At 56.0% G+C, this 18,281-nt stretch carries 5 protein-coding genes; all 5 read left to right on the top strand.

The genetic code is table 11. From position 1 onward, the window contains the following. The first annotated feature begins 84 nt into the window (after positions 1-84). The 5 genes from ACTG20_RS14665 to ACTG20_RS14645 all read left to right on the top strand — a co-directional run bounded on the left by ACTG20_RS14665 (position 85) and on the right by ACTG20_RS14645 (position 17,278). A complete protein-coding gene (locus tag ACTG20_RS14665) occupies positions 85-606 on the top strand; it encodes a terminase (RefSeq protein WP_429038451.1) in 522 nt (173 codons plus the stop codon). Between the two features lie 304 nt (positions 607-910). Further along, complete coding sequence (locus ACTG20_RS14660; protein ID WP_439987759.1) at positions 911-3,772, top strand: DEAD/DEAH box helicase; 2,862 nt, start codon at positions 911-913, stop codon at positions 3,770-3,772. A 2-nt stretch (positions 3,773-3,774) separates the two neighbouring features. After that, positions 3,775-8,748: an Eco57I restriction-modification methylase domain-containing protein gene (locus ACTG20_RS14655; protein ID WP_439987757.1), complete on the top strand. Its 4,974-nt coding sequence runs from the start codon at positions 3,775-3,777 to the stop codon at positions 8,746-8,748. Further along, positions 8,748-15,152 carry a DEAD/DEAH box helicase gene (locus ACTG20_RS14650; protein WP_439987756.1) on the top strand — a complete coding sequence of 2,135 codons (6,405 nt, stop codon included), beginning with the start codon at positions 8,748-8,750 and terminating at the stop codon, positions 15,150-15,152. Before ACTG20_RS14655 ends, ACTG20_RS14650 begins: the two co-directional genes overlap by 1 nt. After that, on the top strand, positions 15,149-17,278 hold the full coding sequence (locus ACTG20_RS14645; protein WP_005350915.1) for a DEAD/DEAH box helicase: 2,130 nt from the start codon (positions 15,149-15,151) through the stop codon (positions 17,276-17,278). The genes ACTG20_RS14650 and ACTG20_RS14645 overlap by 4 nt, the downstream gene beginning before the upstream one ends. Positions 17,279-18,281 lie beyond the last annotated feature (1,003 nt).

The raw sequence follows: 18,281 nt of genomic DNA, 5'->3' as shown, positions 1-18,281 counted from the left end.
CCTCAGGCCCCTATAAATGGCGCTGAACATGTGAATGCCACAACTGAGGTTATGAGCCCAGTTTTCACTCATCAGGTTTCCACTGTGGAAACCAATACGTCGAATCCCAAGACGGTAACAAGAGGCCGTCGGAGCGCATACACGAACGAGTTGGGGGAGGCCATATGTAGCGCCATTGCTGATGGGGTGAGTCTACGCGCAGTGTTGGCTCGTCCGGGTATGCCGTCCAAATCCATGGTGATGCGCTGGTTGGCTGATGAACGCTACATAGAATTTAGGGACCAGTACGCGTGCGCGCGCGAGGATCTGGCCGACAAACTGGCCGATGAGATCCTCCAGATTGCCGATGACGGCAGCAATGACACCTTCCTCGACGCCAACGGGAACGTAAAAGTTAACCATGATGTGATTGCTCGTGCCCGCCTGCAGATCGATGCTCGTAAATGGCTGGCCTCAAAGCTGGCCCCCAAGAAGTACGGCGATGGGGGGCGGCGAGAAGACTCTGGCGTTAACCACGGGAGCATGCAGGTGAAATCGACAGTCACGTTTGTGAATCCACCCAATAGGGATGAAGACTGCGATGTGATTAAGGATGACGAAGTCTGAGTTATGCCCATGATGAAAGCGCTCAGACTATTGATTAACCGGGGATGAGGCTGCCAATGTTGACTGCGTCTTCAGCCTATTTTGCAGACTAAATTTGCGGTCATTGCTAATCCAAGCCATTTCTCAAGCTAATGAATGAAGGCGTAAATTGCGGTACATCACATTTGAATTGTGTTTTTTATCATGTAGATGTCCCGCTATGGTACCCTTTTGGCCTCCTTTAATTGCATTGTTCCGCATGGCCTGGCTTGACGAAGTACAGCCTGCCATCACGTGACATTGTTGTGACATTAAGACCAGACTGATGAACGACCAAAATTTTGCACCCGGTATGCGGGTGGTGATCCGGGATGCAGAGTGGCGCATCCGTCGAGCAGACAATAGTGGTGATGGTGGTCACTTATTAACCTGTGATGGCGTGTCTGAATTGGTGCGTGGCAAAGAGGGGCTGTTTTTAACCCGACTGGAACAGCGCATCGAGATCCTCGATCCTGCTACTACCCAACTGGTGGAAGATGAATCGGCCAATTATCAGGCTGCGCAGCTGTATATCGAAAGCCAGCTGCGCCAAAGGGTACCAACCGATGCTAAGTTGCACTTTGGTCACCGGGCAGCGATGGACTCGATGGCGTTCCAGCTTGATCCCACCCGCATGGCACTGGAGCAACCGCGCCAGCGCATCCTGATCGCCGATGCCGTGGGGCTGGGTAAAACCCTGGAAGCAGGGATCATGGTTTCCGAGCTTATTCGTCGTGGCCGTGGCAAGCGGATCTTGGTGCTGGCGGTTAAATCCATGCTGACCCAGTTTCAAAAAGAGTTCTGGAGTCGGTTTGCCATTCCGCTCACCCGGCTCGATTCTCAAGGGTTGCAGCGGGTGCGCAATCGCATTCCCACCAACCACAACCCGTTTCACTACTTCGATAAAAGCATTATTTCCATCGATACCCTCAAGCAAGACATCGAATATCGCCACCATTTAGAGAATGCCTGGTGGGATATCATCGTCATCGACGAGGCGCATAACGTTGCCGAGCGTGGCAGCAGCTCACTACGCAGCAAGCTCGCCAAATTGCTGGCTGGGCGCAGTGACACCCTGATCATGCTATCGGCCACCCCTCATGATGGCAAGCCAGAGAGCTTCGCCAGCTTAATGAACATGCTCGACCCGACAGCCATCGCCAATCCCTCAAATTACCAGCACAGTGATTTTGCCGACAAAAATCTGGTGGTGCGGCGCTTTAAAAAAGATGTCAAAGATCAGATGGCCGGTGAATTTCCCGAGCGCGAGATCAAGCAGATCGCACGTCAGGCCAGCGCACAAGAAGAAGAAGTCTTCCGCCGGCTTGTTGAGAGCGAACTTAAAGATGATGATAGTGATGACAGCAGTGCCAAGCGTGGTCGCCTGTTTAAGGTCACCCTCGCCAAGGCCCTGTTTTCCAGCCCCATGGCCTGCGCCAGCGTGGTGAACAACCGGCTCGCCAATCTGACCAAGCGCAAGGTCAATAACTGCCAAAGCCAGATCAACGAGTTGGAGTCGTTGCAGCTGGCACTGGAGCGCATCGATGCTAGCAGCTTTAGTAAATACCAACTGCTGCTCGACACCATCCGCAACGATCTGCAATGGCGCGCCAATCAGGCGGATGACCGCTTGGTGATCTTCACCGAAAGCATCAAGACCCTGGAGTTTTTGGCCGAGAATTTGGCGCGCGATCTCAAGCTCAAGCCTGAACAGCTCGCCACTTTGCGCGGCGACCAGGGCGATGTTGAACTGATGAACACCGTCGAAGCATTCAGCAAACAGAGTGCGCCGGTGCGCTTGCTGGTGTGCTCCGATGTCGCCTCCGAGGGCATCAACCTGCACCATCAAAGCCACAAGATGATCCATTTTGACATCCCTTGGTCGCTGATGGTGTTTCAACAGCGTAATGGCCGTATCGACCGCTATGGCCAGCAGCATGTACCGCAGATCCGCTACCTGCTCACCGAAGCCGAGCAGATCAAGGGCGATATGCGGGTACTGGAAGTGCTGATCAACAAAGATGAGCAGGCACAAAAGAACATCGGCGACAGCTCCGAGTTCACCGGTAAATACAGCCAGGAAGAAGAAGAACTGCAGACCGCTGACTTCATGCTGCAGGGCGCCCAAGATGGCGCCAGCCTGTTAGATATGCTGCTTAACCACAATGCCAGCGAGCAGGAGCAACCCGGCGATCTACTGGGGGCCCTGAGCAATCAGGTCAGCCAGGATGCCAGTCTCCTCACCACAGCGGATCTGTCACTGTTTGCCAGCGAACAGGCCTATTGTGAGACGGCGCTCGGTTACCTCAAACAAGCCGGTCAACGGGTGCAATTCGAGCGTCTGCCCGATGGCTGTCTCTCATTGGTGGCGCCTGATGAACTGCGCCGCCGCTTTGCTCAGCTACCGCCAGAAATTGAGCCCGACAACTGGCAACTGCTGCTCAGCGAAGACAAACAGGTGATCAACAGCGCCATTATTGCGGCGCGCGGCGAGCAACATGCCTGGCCGAGCATTCACTATCTGTGGCAGATCAACCCGGTAGTGCAGTGGCTCGATGACAAGGTGCAAGGCGCCTTTGGCCGTCATCAGGCGCCTGTGCTGCGCATGAGCCATGCCATGAGCGCCGATGAAGACCACTTTATCCTCTCGGGGCTGTTCCCCAACCGCAAATCCCACCCCATGGTCAACCCCTGGCTGGTGGTCAGCTTTAAGCAAGCGCAGTTTGTGGGCAGTCAGCCGTTTGCCGATTTTGTCGCCCAGCAGCCCGCTTTGTGCAGTAAGTTGAGCAACCCCGGCGGCAAGCAGCGCAACCACCAACGCCAGCAAGATCTGCTGCGCGAAGCCATTGACCATGCTCGCAGTGTGTTTGTGCAGGAGCGCAACGCGTTTGAAACCGAGATCAACCTGCGCTTAACCGCGCAGCTAGAGAAACTCGGCGCGCTGAAAACCCGCCAGCTCCAGCAACTGACGCTGGATTTTGCCGATAACAAACAGGTCGAAGCGGTGAAACAGAGTCGCCAGGCCCAGCGTCAGCGCGAAATTGACCACAACTTTGAAAGCTATATCGAGTGGATCGAAGAGACCATGACCACCGAAAAAGAACCATATATTCAGTTGATTGCCGTTATCACCGGCGCGGAGGGTTAACCATGGCACTGGTCGGCATCATTAACGAAAACGAATTTTACTCCAATCACTACCTCGACGAGGTGTTTGGCAGTGACATCCGCAGTGTGCTCGAACCCTGGCAGGCACAAGAGCAAGCCGCCCGCGACCAGGAACGCGCCGCCAGGGAGCTGGGCAAAACGGTCGCCCCCGGTTATCGTGCCCCATGGAATCAGCTCGCTAGTCTCGCCAGCGGCTATTTTCGCCAGCTCAGCGAGCAGGAGAAACAACGCGATATCGCGCAGCAACTTAGCCAGCAGCGCGCCCGCCAAGCAGCAGTGCTAAGCGCGCTCGGTTATCAGCTCGCGCCCACCTTGCAGCCGCTCGATGAAGGTTGCAGCTTGCCGCTGCTGGCCAGCTATGAGAGTGCCGATGGCAGCCCTTGGTTGTGGATTGCCGAAGCGTTCGACAGTGAAGAAGAGGGCGATCCGCTTGCCCAGGCCCTGCATGCGCTGCAACTGCCCGCTGACAGCGACCCGAAACAGAACCAACTGCTGCGCCACAACAGTCGCGGTGAGCCGCGTAGCTGGCAGGAATTGCTCTCCTCTGTGGTGTTTACCCAGGCCGAGCCGCCACGCTTTGTGTTGCTGCTCGGTAGCCGGCAACTGCTGTTGCTCGACAGAACCAAGTGGGCGCAAAACCGCCTGCTGCGCTTTGAACTCGATGAGATCTTAAGCCGCAAAGAAGATGCCACCCTCAAGGCGCTGGCCGCCTTGCTGCACAAAGACTCCTTGCTGCCCGGCAGCGGCGCACCCTATCTCGATTCCCTGGATGACAACGCCCACAAGCACGCCTTTGGGGTATCGGAAGATCTCAAATTTGCCCTGCGCGAAAGCATCGAGCTGCTCGGCAACGAGGCGATGCGCTATCTGATTGAGCACAATCAGGCCGGTTACAGTGGCCAGCGGGCGGTCAGCCCCGATGAGCTCAGCCGCGAATGCTTGCGCTACATGTACCGTTTGCTGTTTTTGTTCTACATCGAGGCGCGTCCCGAACTCGGCTTTGCGCCGATGACAGCCAAAACCTACCTGCAAGGCTATAGTCTGGAGAGCCTGCGCGATCTGGAGATGATCACCCTCACCAGTGAGGAAGATCGCCATGGCCGCTATTTGCACGACAGCTTGCAGATGCTGTTCAAGCTGGTGCGCGAAGGCTACGCAGGCGGCATCGCGGTGCAAGCGGATGCCCTAAGCGGCGAGCAAATAAGCCAGCACCAGAGTCAATTTAGCGTGCCGCGCCTCGATAGCCACCTGTTTGCCAACAGCAACACCCCGCACCTCAACAAGGTGGTATTTCGCAACGAAACCCTGCTTAACATCATCAACTTGATGTCGCTAAGCCGCGCTGGCAAGGGGCGCCGTGGACGCATCTCCTATCGCCAGCTTGGCATCAACCAGTTGGGCGCCGTCTATGAGGCGCTGCTCTCTTACCGCGGTTTTTTTGCCAGCGATGACTTATATGAAGTGAAAAAAGCCGGCGAGGAGTTTAACCCGCTGGAGACCGGTTACTTCGTCACGGCCACCGAGATTGGCAAGTATCACGAAAATGAAAAAGTATTTGAGCCAGAAGACCGCCCAGGTAAGCGGAAAGGGACTCTGCGCATTCACCCCAAGGGCAGCTTTATCTACCGCATGGCTGGCCGCGATCGGGAAAAATCCGCGTCCTACTACACCCCGGAGGTGCTGACCCGATCCTTGGTCAAATACGCCCTCAAAGAGCTGTTTAAGGCGCAAATCGACCCGATTAGCGACCCCCATGCCAAGGCCGATGCCATCTTGACGCTCACCGTCTGCGAGCCCGCCATGGGCAGCGCAGCCTTCTTGAACGAAGCCATCAACCAGTTGGCCGAAGCCTATTTGCAACTCAAGCAACAGGCCGAGGGGCGGCGTATCCCGCAAGATAGCTATCCGCGCGAATTGCAGCGGGTGAAGATGTTTATTGCCGATAACAATGTGTACGGGGTGGATTTAAACCCGGTGGCGGTGGAGTTGGCCGAGGTGTCGTTGTGGCTCAACGCCATCAGCGGCGATGCCTTTGTGCCCTGGTTTGGCTATCAGCTGCATCACGGCAACTCGCTGATTGGCGCGCGCCGCCAAGTGTTTAGCAAAAGCGAGCTCAGCTATAAAAAGCAAAAAGACCCGAGCTGGCTGAACAGCGTGCCCAGCGAGCTGGCGATGAGTGAGCCGCGTGCCCCTGGGCAGGTGTTTCACTTCTTGCTGCCCGATTTAGGCATGGCCAGCTACAGCGACAAAACGGTCAAGGCCCGTTATCCCGATGATATAAAAGCACTCGATGGCTGGCGCAAGGCGTTTTGCGCCAGCATCACCGCCGATGAGCAAGTCGCCCTTGACCGCATCAGTGCCAAGGTGGATAAGCTGTGGCAAGCGCACCGCCAGCAGCTCGCGCATGAGCGGTCGCAAACCGGCGACAGCCACCCGGTGTGGCCGGCGCCAAGCACGGCACAGCCGTTATCGAGCCTCCGCGACAAGGATGCGCGCTTGGCTGGGCGCGGTCAGGAGAGCAGCGCCTACCAAAAGCTGCGCTGGGTGATGAATTACTGGTGCGCGCTGTGGTTTTGGCCGATAGACCAGGCCGAACACCTGCCCAGCCGCGATGAGTGGTTGTTTGAGCTGGAAACCCTGCTCGATGGGGTGATGTTGACCACCGCGCCGCAAGAGACTCCGGCCACCGCCCAGGGGCAATTATTTGCAGAGGAGTTTGCGCCCGAGGCAGAGCAGGCACCGGCGCAGCAGTTGGCGCTGTTTAGCCAGCAGGGGGTATTGCAGCGCAAGCAGCTGTTTGCGCTGTTGCCACGCCTCAAGTTGGTGGATGAGATTGCCAACGCCCAGCGCTTTTTCCATTGGGATCTCGAATTTAGCGACCTGTTTGCCAAGCGCGGCGGCTTTGATCTGATGCTGGGTAACCCGCCCTGGCTTAAAGTGGAGTGGCAAGAGGCCGGGGTGCTCGGCGATTTTGAGCCGGAGTTTGTACTGCGCAAGCTTTCAGCCAGTAACTTGGTCAAGCTGCGGGAACAGACTTTTGCCCGCATTCCAGCGCTGGAGAATGCCTGGCGCTCCGAATACGAGGGCTGTGAAGCGACCCAGAACTTCCTTAATGCGCTGCAAAATTACCCGGTGCTCAAAGGCACCCAGACCAATTTATATAAGTGCTTTTTACCGCAAGCCTGGCGCTTGGGTGCAAACCAAGGCGTGGCCGGCTTTTTGCACCCCGAAGGCATTTATGACGACCCCAAAGGCGGCTTATTACGGGCGCAAATTTACCCACGGTTGCGGGCGCATTTTCAGTTTCAGAATGAGTTAAGCTTGTTTGCTGAAGTTGATCATCATGCAAAGTTCAGCAGCAATATATATCGCGTGGAACCAGACGCAATACAGTTTGATAACATTTGTAATCTTTATGCGCCTCAGACTATTGATGTGTGTTTTTCCCACTCAGGGGCTGGTGATATTCCCGGCATAAAAGATGAGCAGGAAATAGATGGAAAAATAAAAGTCACTTGGAACACTGCGGGGCATCATAGCCGGTTGGTGTCAATCGGTAGCAAAGAGCTCGACCTGTTTGCTCGCCTCTATGATGCAGAAGGTACTCCTGCTAGTCAGGCGCGATTACCAGCCTTACATGCGGAGCAATTGGTTACGGTATTGGAAAAATTTGCCGCTCAACCGCAGCGACTGGGGGACTTGCAGGGCGAGTATTTGTCACTGGAAATGTGGCATGAAACCAATCAGCAAACAGATGGCACCATCCAGCGCCAAACTCAGTTCCCGCAACATGCCGGCCAGTGGGTGCTTTCTGGCCCGCATTTCTTTGTCGGTAATCCATTTAATAAAACGCCTCGCGCCAACTGTACGCTTAATAGCGATTATGACTGCCTCGATCTGCTGACTTTGCCGGACGACTACCTGCCGCGCACCAACTATCTTCCGGCCTGCAATGCCGAGGAGTATGCCCGCCGCACCCCACGGGTGAGTTGGATCGAACCGGGCCAAACCGAACCAAAAAAGGTGACGGATTATTATCGGTTGATAATAAGGGCGATGCTTTCCCAGTCTGGCGAGCGGACTTTGATTGCTGCCATTGCTCCACCAGAGAGCGGACATGTGAACGGGGCTCGCTCTTATGCGTACTCTTCAATCGAGCTATTACTTGAACATGCCTGTCAAGTTATCTCCATACCATACGACTTTATGTGCAAGTCAACAGGCAAAGCCAATTTGCATCAGATGTTGGACGATTTCTCTGTCACATCTTTCTCTGATGGAAGAAAACAGTCAGCATTTGTGCGAACCCTTGCTCTTACTTGTGTGGTTGACAAGTATTCCGATCTTTGGAAAACAGCATTTGATAGTGACTTTACCCATCAGCGTTGGAGCCGCGATCTGCCGCAATTGCCGCAGCGCTTCTTCTCTAATCTGACGCCTGACTGGCAACGCGATTGCGCGCTGCGCAGCGACTATAGCCGCCGTCAGGCGCTGGTCGAAATTGACGTGCTGGCAGCCCAAGCGCTGGGGCTGACCCTCGATGAACTGCTGACCATCTACCGGGTGCAGTTCCCGGTGATGCGCCAGTACGAAGCCGATACCTGGTATGACCAAGTGGGCCGCATCGTCTTTACCCCAAGCAAGGGGCTGGTCGGGGTTGGCCTGCCGCGCAAGGCGCGCAAAGCCGACCTCAAGGCCGGCATTGTCTATGGGGTGGATAGCCCCGATTGGACGGGGGCTGATTCAGGCAAAGCGGGCGCTGAACTGGTCATTGGCTGGGAGGATATCCAGCATCTGAAAACCGGCTCGGTCAGTGTCACCTTCGACGACGATACCCGCTCGGGCGGCGCGGTGCGCCGTACCATCACCTGGCAAGCGCCCTTTATCAAACCGGATCGCGAAGATGACTATCGGGTGGCGTGGGACTTCTTCAACAACCATAAGGAACATGGCTGATGCTGCCTTCTGTTGTCAGTCGGCAGGTGGCCGACAGTGTGGCCGAGTTTTTGCGCGCCGCCTTCCCGATGAATAGCCCGCTGTTTAACCAGGCTGCCGGCGACCCTGAGCAACCGGAGCACCACACCCTCGAGGCGTTTTTGCAAGACCCGGATACCTTGCTGAAGGGGCCCTATTTTTCGGCGCAGTTGCCGTTTCGCCAAAGCGCACTGCCGCTGGATTTTTTCAGCCAGTTGCGGTTGCCCTTCCCGCCGCACGCCCATCAGGCGCGCGCCTTTGAGCGTTTAGGCGGCGCCAACCCCCAGCCAACCCTGGTGGCCACCGGCACCGGCTCGGGCAAGACCGAATGTTTTATGTATCCGCTGCTTAACCACTGCGCCGCCACAGCCGGCGCGGGGGTCAAGGCGATCATCATCTACCCGATGAACGCGTTGGCCACCGATCAGGCCAGCCGTTTTGCCAGTGACATTGCCAGTGATCCCAAGCTGCATGGGCGGGTGACGGTTGGCCTGTTTGTCGGCGATAGCGATGAGTTTCCCAGCAAGGTGATGGGACCCAAGCAGGTGATCACCGACAAGCCAACCTTGCGCCAGAACCCGCCGGATATTCTGCTGACCAACTACAAGATGCTCGACTACCTGTTGATGCGGCCGGTGGATCAGCCGCTGTGGCGCTACAACACACCGGGTTGCTTGCGCTTTTTGGTGGTCGATGAGCTGCACACCTTCGATGGTGCTCAAGGCTCTGACCTGGCGTGTTTGGTGCGCCGCCTAAAGCATCATGTGGCGGTGGATAACGGCCAGTTCGCCTGTGTGGGCACCTCTGCCACGGTGGGCGATGAGCTAGGCCAGTTGCTTGACTACGCCAGCCAGATCTTCGAGCAGCCGTTTGATGACAGCGCGGTGATCCGCGAAGACCGCCTCAGTGCCGCCGAGTTTTTGCAAGACTCACCGGTGCGTTTTAGCTATTTCCCCGAGCCGGATAGCCGGCTCGAAGCAAGCAGTTACGCCGATCATCACGCTTACCTGAATGCCCAGTTGGCTCTGTGGTTTCCCGCAGAAGATCTGGTGCTGCCCGCCGATCTCGACTGCGATACCGGGCGCGAGGTGCGTATCCGCCTAGGTGAGTTGATGCGCCAGCACAGTGCCCTGCATCTGCTGCTGGCCGATCTGCAGGGAGGGATCCTGACCGAGCACAGCTGCGCTGAACGTTTTGCCGTGATGCTGTCGCTGCCGGCGGCGCAGGCCCGCCTGTTGCTGCAAAGTTGGCTGGCATTGTTGGCGCTAGCGCGTAGCCCGGTTAATGAATCGCCAGCGGCGCGTGCGCAACGGGAACTCGATGGTAAACCGCGTCCGGTACGCCCATTGGTGCAACTGCGCGCCCAACTGTGGCTGCGCGAACTGCGCCGGCTGGTGGCCTCGGTCGAGAAGCAACCCAAGCTGCGTTTTGCCAGCGATCTGCTGGCCGACGAGCAAACCCATCACCTGCCGGTGGTGCACTGCCGCGACTGCCACGCTACCGGTTGGGCCAGCATGCGCCACGGCCAGAGCCGCCAGCTTGAAACGGAGCTGGATGATATCTACCGCCAGTTCTTCGATAGTGGGCGCGCGCTGGCGATGGCGTTCCCTGATCTCAGTGACAAGGCGGTTAGCGGGGATCATCGGCACTTATGCCCGCAGTGTTTGACTCTCAATCGCGCTGACAAAGCGGCCTGCGAGCAGTGTGGCCATGAAGGCCTGTTGCGGGTATTGGTGCCGGATCTGCTCAAAGAGCGCAAAGATACCCTGGTCTCATCCACCGATTGCCCCTACTGCGGCAGCTCGAAAGGCTTGTCGATCATGGGGTCGCGCGCCGCCAGCCTCTCGTCAGTGATGATCCACCAGCTCTATGGCAGCCGCTTTAATGAGCACAAAAAGCTCATTACCTTCTCTGATTCGGTGCAAGATGCGGCGCACCGCGCCAGTTTCTTTACTGCCCGCACCTGGCCTTTGGTGCTGCGCGGCCAGATAGCCAGTGCCTTGCCTGAGCAGGGCGAACTCACCCTCGATGCGTTTGCCGCCGCTGTGCTGGCTGATGCCAAGGCCCGCAGTCAGGATGAGGCCGAATTTGTCGGCCGCTTTATCGCCCCCAATATGCTGTGGCTGAACGATTATCAGACACTGGTGCAAGACAACGTTCTGCCCGCGGGCTCGGATCTGCCTGAACTGGTGGCTAAGCGGCTTGACTGGGAGGTATGCAGTGAGCTGACATTGCGTGCCGGTATTGGCCGCACTCTGGAAAACAGCGGTTTTGCCTGTGTGGCGGCGGATGGCTCGTTACTCGATGCGCTGTTGCCGCCCTTGCACGCCAGGTGGCGCGAGGAGCTGGGGGATCTGATGCAGAGCGTGACCCTTGAACAGGTCACCCATTTTGTGCTCGGGGTGCTGCGGCACTTGATCCACGCCGGAGCCGTAATGCACCCGGCGTTTGAAAGTTACCGCGAAGATGGCGGTGATACTTTTCGCATGATGCAGCGTGAACGCACCTCACGCTACATGCCTACCATCGGTCCGCGCACCCGCAAACCGGCCTATGCCACCTTCGAGCGCAATAAAAGCTTTAGCCAGTTGCTCGGCGCCAAATCCAACCCCAGCTGGTATCAGCACTGGCTCAACCTTACCCTTGCCCAGGGTGAGCGTCTGTTTGTTAGCAGCGTCAGCGAAACCGTGCTGCGCCAGCTGCTGGAGACCTTAACCAAGGCTGGCTTGATGGCCCGCTTTGACAGCAAAAGGGGCGAAGCCTGGGGCATAGTGCCCAAGGCGCTCACGGTAACCCGTGAAGTCAGCCGCTTATGCTGCAGTGACTGTCGAGAGACGCTGGTTGCCCCCAGTGCACAGGCGTGGCAGTGGCAGGGGGCGCCCTGTATGTCGCTACGCTGCACCGGGACATATCAGCTTACCGCCCAAGCGAGTGCATTGCGCTGGGATCGGCTGGATGTGGCACGGGTGGTGGGTGCCGAGCATACCGGGCTGCTGACCCGCGAGGTGCGCGAGGCCACCGAGCAGGCGTTTTATCGCGGCACTCGCGCCTGGCAGGTGAATTTGCTGTCTGCCACCCCGACCCTGGAGATGGGTATCGATGTGGGCGATCTCTCTAGCGTGCTGCTCTGTTCGGTGCCACCGGCGCAGGCCAACTATTTGCAGCGCATTGGCCGTGCCGGGCGTAAAGATGGCAACGCCTTGAATATCACCCTGGCCGAAGGCAATCCACACGATCAATTCTTCTTTGAAGAGCCGCTGGAGATGATGCAGGGCCAGGTGCAGCCGCCGGGGGTGTTTCTTAACGCCGTGGCGATTTTGGAGCGTCAACTGGCGGCTTTCTGCCTCGACAGTTGGGTGAGAACCGGCATCACGCCGATGGCGATCAGCCCGAACGTGAAACAGATGCTCGATGAGGTGGAACGCGGCAAGAAGGAACGCTTCCCGTATAACTTTTTGGCGTTTGTCGAGGAGCAGAGGGTCCGGCTTGCTGCCGATTTTGCCGCTGTGTTTGCCGATCTTGAGCCGCAAACCCTGCAACAGCTCCATGACTATTTGATGGGGCAGCAGGCTGAGCATTCGCTGGTGCTGCGCATCGACAAGGCGTTGCAACAGTTGCTTGAAGATCGTAAGTCACTCAAGGCGCGCATCGATAAGCTCAAGCGCAGCATCGATAAGCTCGAAACCGGGCCGCGCGATCAGAACTTTGATTCGGATATGCGTGATCTGCATACCGAACGCCAAGCCTTGCAAGCCTTAGTCAGCCAGATCAACAACAAGCAGACGCTGAACTTTTTAACCGATGAGGGAATATTACCCAATTACGCCTTCCCTGAGGCGGGTATTACCCTGCGTTCTGTGTTGTGGCGTAAAAATGAGAATGAAGAGGGGCGCAGTTATCAGACCGCGACCTACGAATATGAGCGCCCGGCTTCGACCGCCTTGGCCGAGCTGGCGCCACTCAATAGTTTTTATGCTGGTGGTCATAAGGTCGAGATTGAACAAATTGATCTCAAGGTGTCGGAACCAGAGCACTGGCGCTTGTGTAGCCACTGCAATCACAGTGAAAACATCGACCAAAACGGTGACCCGCATAAATACTGCCCTAAGTGCGGGACCCCGGGTTGGGCTGACGCAGGTCAGAAGACCACGTTACTGAAGTTGCGTCAGGTCTATGCCCGCGCCAGTGCTCGTGACAGCCAGATTGGCGATGAGTCTGATAGCCGAGAACCGGCCTTTTATCAGCGCCAATTACTGGTGAGTTATGAGCCTAAGGATGTGACCGCAGCCTATGCGATCAGCGACGGAGAAGTGCCGTTTGGTTTTGAGTTTTTAAGCAAGGTGACCCTGCGTGATATCAACTTTGGCAAGCAGACTGAAGATGCGCTGGAACTGAGCATCGCCGGTGATATTAAACGTTGCAGCGGCTTTAAGGTCTGTTTGGGCTGCGGCATGGTGCAACATCCGGTGAATCAAGATCCACGCAAAGAGCACGATCTGAGCTGTAAATACAAGAGCATGCCTGAGAAGGCGCAGTTTGAAGATTATCTCTATCTCTATCGTCAGCTGGAATCCGAGGCGGTGCGCATCTTGCTGCCGGTGAGCAGTTATAGTAGTGATCCGACAGTGGAAGCCTCGTTAGGGGCTGCAATCCAGCTGGGGCTTAAGCACTACTTCAAGGGCAGTGTCGATCACCTCAAGGGGGTGGTTTATCGCGAGCCGGAAAATGAGGGGGATTCGTGGCGCCAGTATCTGGTGATCTACGATACCGTGCCGGGCGGCACGGGCTCACTCAAGGAGCTGATGCGCGAGCCCGATAACTTATTGCAACTATTGCAGTTGGCCTACGAGTCGCTGTGCGACTGCGGTTGTAATCAGGATGCCAGTAAAGATGGCTGTTATCGTTGCGTGTATGCCTACCGGGAGCGTGGCAAGATGCAGTACGTATCGCGCGATAAGGCGCGTTTGCTGGTGGGGCAGATCCTCGCGGTACGCGACAAGTTGCAACGCATTAACAGTATCAACCAGATCCCGCTCGATACCATGATGGGCTCTGAACTGGAAAAGCGCTTTATTGATGTGTTGGCGCAAAGCAAAGAGTTGGTCGTCAGCCGCAGCTATGCCCATGAGGGCGACGGTTGGATCATCAATACCCGCAGCAGCCCCTCTCTGAGCTGGCAGCTGAAAACGCAGGTCGATCTGGGCCCCAAACAGGGGGTTGGTATTCCCTGTCGCCCTGATTTTGTGCTCTATCCGCTGGGGCATATCGCCCAGTGCAAGCCGCTGGCTATTTTTCTCGATGGCTTTGCCTTTCATAAGGCGAGCGTGGTGGATGATGTGCAAAAGCGGCAGGCCATTCGCGATAGCGGTCGTTATGGGGTATGGACGCTGACCTGGCGCGATTTAACCCAACCTGGCTGCAAACATCTGCAAGATGTGTTGGGGCTGCACCATAACCTCGATATGAAGGCACCGCAGTTTTATAACCGCTTCCATACCACCACCTTTGCCACCCTGGAGAGTGAAGTTCGTGAGCGTAACAGCTTCGAACTGCTGCTGACCTATGTGCAAGATCCCCGTGCTCAGGCGCCGTTCTGGCAAAAACTGGCGGCCGCTCATGCTTGGGTATGGCTGGAGGTGAAAAAGTCCCAAGATGCCGGAATTCGCCACAAGTTTGCCTATGAGATGCATGAGAATGCCCCGGCATGGCGTGAGGCGCAGTTGCTGCCCAATGAGCCGTTTGTGTTTGGTGGTTTGCTAGATTCCCTGGCCAGCTCTCAGCCATTTATTGAGCTAGCCTCGGTGTTGCCTCAGCGTTGGGTCAACGCGCAGACCACCCCGGAACAGCTGCGTGCGGCCCTGCGCTTGCATCTGTGTTTTGATGACCAAAATCCACTCGCAGATGGCTATGAACGCGGTTTAACCGGTTTTTGGCGCTTGGTAAATTTGCTGCAGTGGCTGCCGGATATGACCTTTACCAGCCGCAACGCTGTCCGCAATAACATCGGGCAGGTTCCGAGGCCAGTGGACACGTTGGTTACCACAGCGACACCAGACGGCACCACGTCGGATGCCACTTTGGATGCTGGTGTGCTGGCGCAGTGGCAAGAACTGGCAGAGCTGGAAGTGTTGAGTCAACAGCAGATTGTGCTGTTGCAACGATTACCACTGCCGGTGCCTGAGGTGGGGTATGCCCTTCAAGATGACGCAGGGGCCATCATTGCCGAGGCTGATTTGGCCTGGCCAGCGCTACACCGTGCCCATTGCTTTATAGACGATCAGCAAGCTGACGCTTTCATCGCGCAAGGTTGGCAACTGACCCATGGCGAACTTGACGCTGAGCTTATCGACACACTGACCCAATTAGTTACAGGAGGTAAGGCATGACACTGCCATCCCTGAAAGTTGCCATATCCGATGGCTTTTTAACGTCATTTGCCAAGATCCCCAAAGCACAACAAAAAAAGGTGATGGAGTTTCTTGCCAAGTTTCGTAATGACCCTACCAGCAAGGGGCTTAACTACGAAAAGATTCACGATACCAGCAGCACCAATGTGCATTCGGTGCGCATCGACCAGAACTACCGCGGCATTGTGCTCAAACCCGAGCAGGGCAATCTCTATATGCTGTTGTGGGTAGATAAGCATGATGATGCTTATTCTTGGGCTAAAAATCATAAGTGTGAAATTCATCCCGCTACAGGTGCGTTGCAGGTGATCGACACCAGCCTGGTTGTGCAGCCACCGCTGGACGATCCTGATCTGCCCATCGCATTCAAGCCAACCCCGTTATTTGCCGACTATTCGACCGAGCAGATCATGGCACTCGGGGTGCCGGCGCTGTTTTTGGATCGGGTGATGGCATTGACCAACTTGAGCGAGCTCTACCAGCTGGAGGGGGTGATGCCGGCCGATGCCTGGGAGCCGCTCTATTGGTTGGCCGAAGGGCTGGAGTATGACGAGGTATTGGCCGAGTTTAATGATGCTGCGGATGTGAAGGTTGATACCGACGATTTCGAACAGGCGATTAAGCGTAGCCAGCGGCACTTTTCCGTGGTGGAGAGCGAGCTGGAGCTGCTACAAATGCTCAACGCCCCGCTGGAAAAATGGCGGGTATTTTTGCACCCCAGCCAGCGCAAGCTGGTGGAAGCGCACGCCAATGGTCCGGTGCGGGTGCTGGGCGGCGCCGGTACCGGTAAAACCGTGGTCGCCATGCACCGAGCCCGTTGGTTGGCGCAGCGTTTGTTAGCCGCGCCCGGCAAAAAGGTGCTGTTCACTACGTTCACCAAAAACCTGGCGGCCGATATTCGCGCCAACCTGCAGCGGTTGTGCAGCCGTGAAGAGCTGACCAAAATTGAGGTGATCCATATCGATGGCTGGCTGACCGATCAACTAAAGCGCCACGGTTATGATTTTCGGGTGGTGTATGACAGCGATCCGGTGCGCCGCAAATGCTGGGAGTATGCGCTGCAACAGCTGCCCACAGACCTCAATCTGCCAGAGAATTTCTATTTGGAAGAGTGGCATCGTGTGGTGCAGCCCAATGGGGTTCACAGCCGCGAGGATTACTTCAAGGTGAGCCGATTAGGGCGAGGCACGGCCATTTCACGCTTGCAGCGGGCCAAGATTTGGCCGGTATTTGAAGAGTATCGGGCACAACTGGCGCGCGCCAAGTTACGCGAAATGCACGATGCCATGCTTGAGGCGGTGGTGTTGTTTAAAGAGAAGCAGGTGCAGCTGCCCTATCAATACCTGGTGGTCGATGAAGCGCAGGATATGGGCGCACCTGCCTTTGTGTTGCTGCGCCATCTCATCCCCGAAGGCGAAAACGACATCTTCATCGTCGGTGATGGCCACCAGCGCATCTATCGAAACAAGGTGGTGCTCGGTCAGTGTGGTATCAATGTGCGCGGTCGGCGCAGCAAGAAACTCAAGATCAACTACCGTACCACCGAAGAGACCCGCAAATTCGCCGTGGCGCTGTTGAATGGGGTGCCGACCGATAACCTCGATGGCGAGTCTGATACCGATAAAGACTATTTGTCGCTGATGCATGGCGAGGCACCGCTGGTGACCCATCATGCAGACTTTAAGCAAGAGGCAGCCACCATCGCTGAGCAGATCAAAGCGTTGTTGCAAGAGGGCACCCCAGATACCGATATCTGTCTCACAGCCCGTACCAAGTATGCCTATGAGCGATATACCACTGAGCTCAACAACGCTGGCATCACTACCTTTGTGCTGGGCCAGGACAGCGCTGACAGTGTGACGCATCCCGGGGTGCGCATCGCCACCATGCACCGCATCAAGGGACTGGAGTTTCAGTATGTGTTTCTTGCCGGCATCAACGATGGTGTAGTGCCAGAGCCCAAAGCCATTCAATCCGACGATCCGGTTGAGCTGCGCGATGCCCTGTTTAATGAGCGGGCGCTGTTGCATGTGGCCGCCACCCGGGCGATCAAGGGCCTGTTTGTTAGCTCCAGCGGTGTGCCCAGCCCACTGCTGTGCAACTGATAGGGGCTAATTTCGAGAACGATTCATGCCGTGGTGTTAAGTAGCAGTTACACTGCGGCGGTTGTTGTTCAACGTTACGGTAAGGATTAATGATGAGTGGTTTTGTTTGGCATGATTTTGGGGTGTTGACTCGCTGTGTGATTGATAATGGGTACGTGATCATCACCAATGACGCAAATAAGTCACTAAAAATGAGTATGGGTAGATACAAGGAAAGCGCGATGCATGTTCATGACAAGGCGCTCCGGTTGATAAATTTTCCGGTCAGGGTCAGAACGAGCCAGAATACCGGTAACTGGAGTACCGGGGAGTGGTTTAGCGAAATTGAGAAGCGTTAAGCTGAGAGATAGGGCAGCGAACAGGCGGATTGATTTACCCCCAGACCAGCCTGCAATGCTTCAGCTGCTCCTTGCTAGTGTACCGGTTGGAGTATCACCTTTGTTGATTGAGATTCTTGTTGGATTCAATCAGCAAGATGCGCGACTTCCTCGATCCCCTGTACGTATAAGATCCAACCTAGTCACAGAGATCCATGCAGGGGCTGTGGCACTAAAATATTATTGGTATACGGATAGGTATACGATGAGTTTTTTATAATGCGCATTCGTTGATTTTAGAGGCTTTGGTGCGTCATCTTCGATTCCGGCCTCGGCACCATTAAACTCAAAGAGTTACGAAAGGCCACTAGAAATAGTGGCCTTTTTCTTTTTCCTAAATGGCGACAGCGCCTTTATAAGCGGTTCACCCTTCCTGTAATGTTGAGCAACAGGATCTTCTTGTATGATGCCGCTCTGCCTGACGGCGCACTTCATGCGGCGACTTTCCCTGGTCATGTTTCGGTGTGCTGTCAGACAGAAATGAGAATGGCCCCACATTGTGGGGCCATTCTCGGATCCAGTTATCACTCCTGCGTTTCTTCTAGCTGCACGTCGATATTCTTCTTCTGGGTGGCATCGCCGTTGGTGAACGATGTTATCGTCTGGTCGTTTTGGACCATGCACAC

It is taken from the genome of Aeromonas sp. 84A (assembly GCF_051919345.1).
Lineage (GTDB): Bacteria > Pseudomonadota > Gammaproteobacteria > Enterobacterales > Aeromonadaceae > Aeromonas > Aeromonas veronii.
The sequence above is the reverse complement of the archived record's forward strand: the minus strand, read 5'-3'. Positions and strand labels throughout refer to the sequence as shown.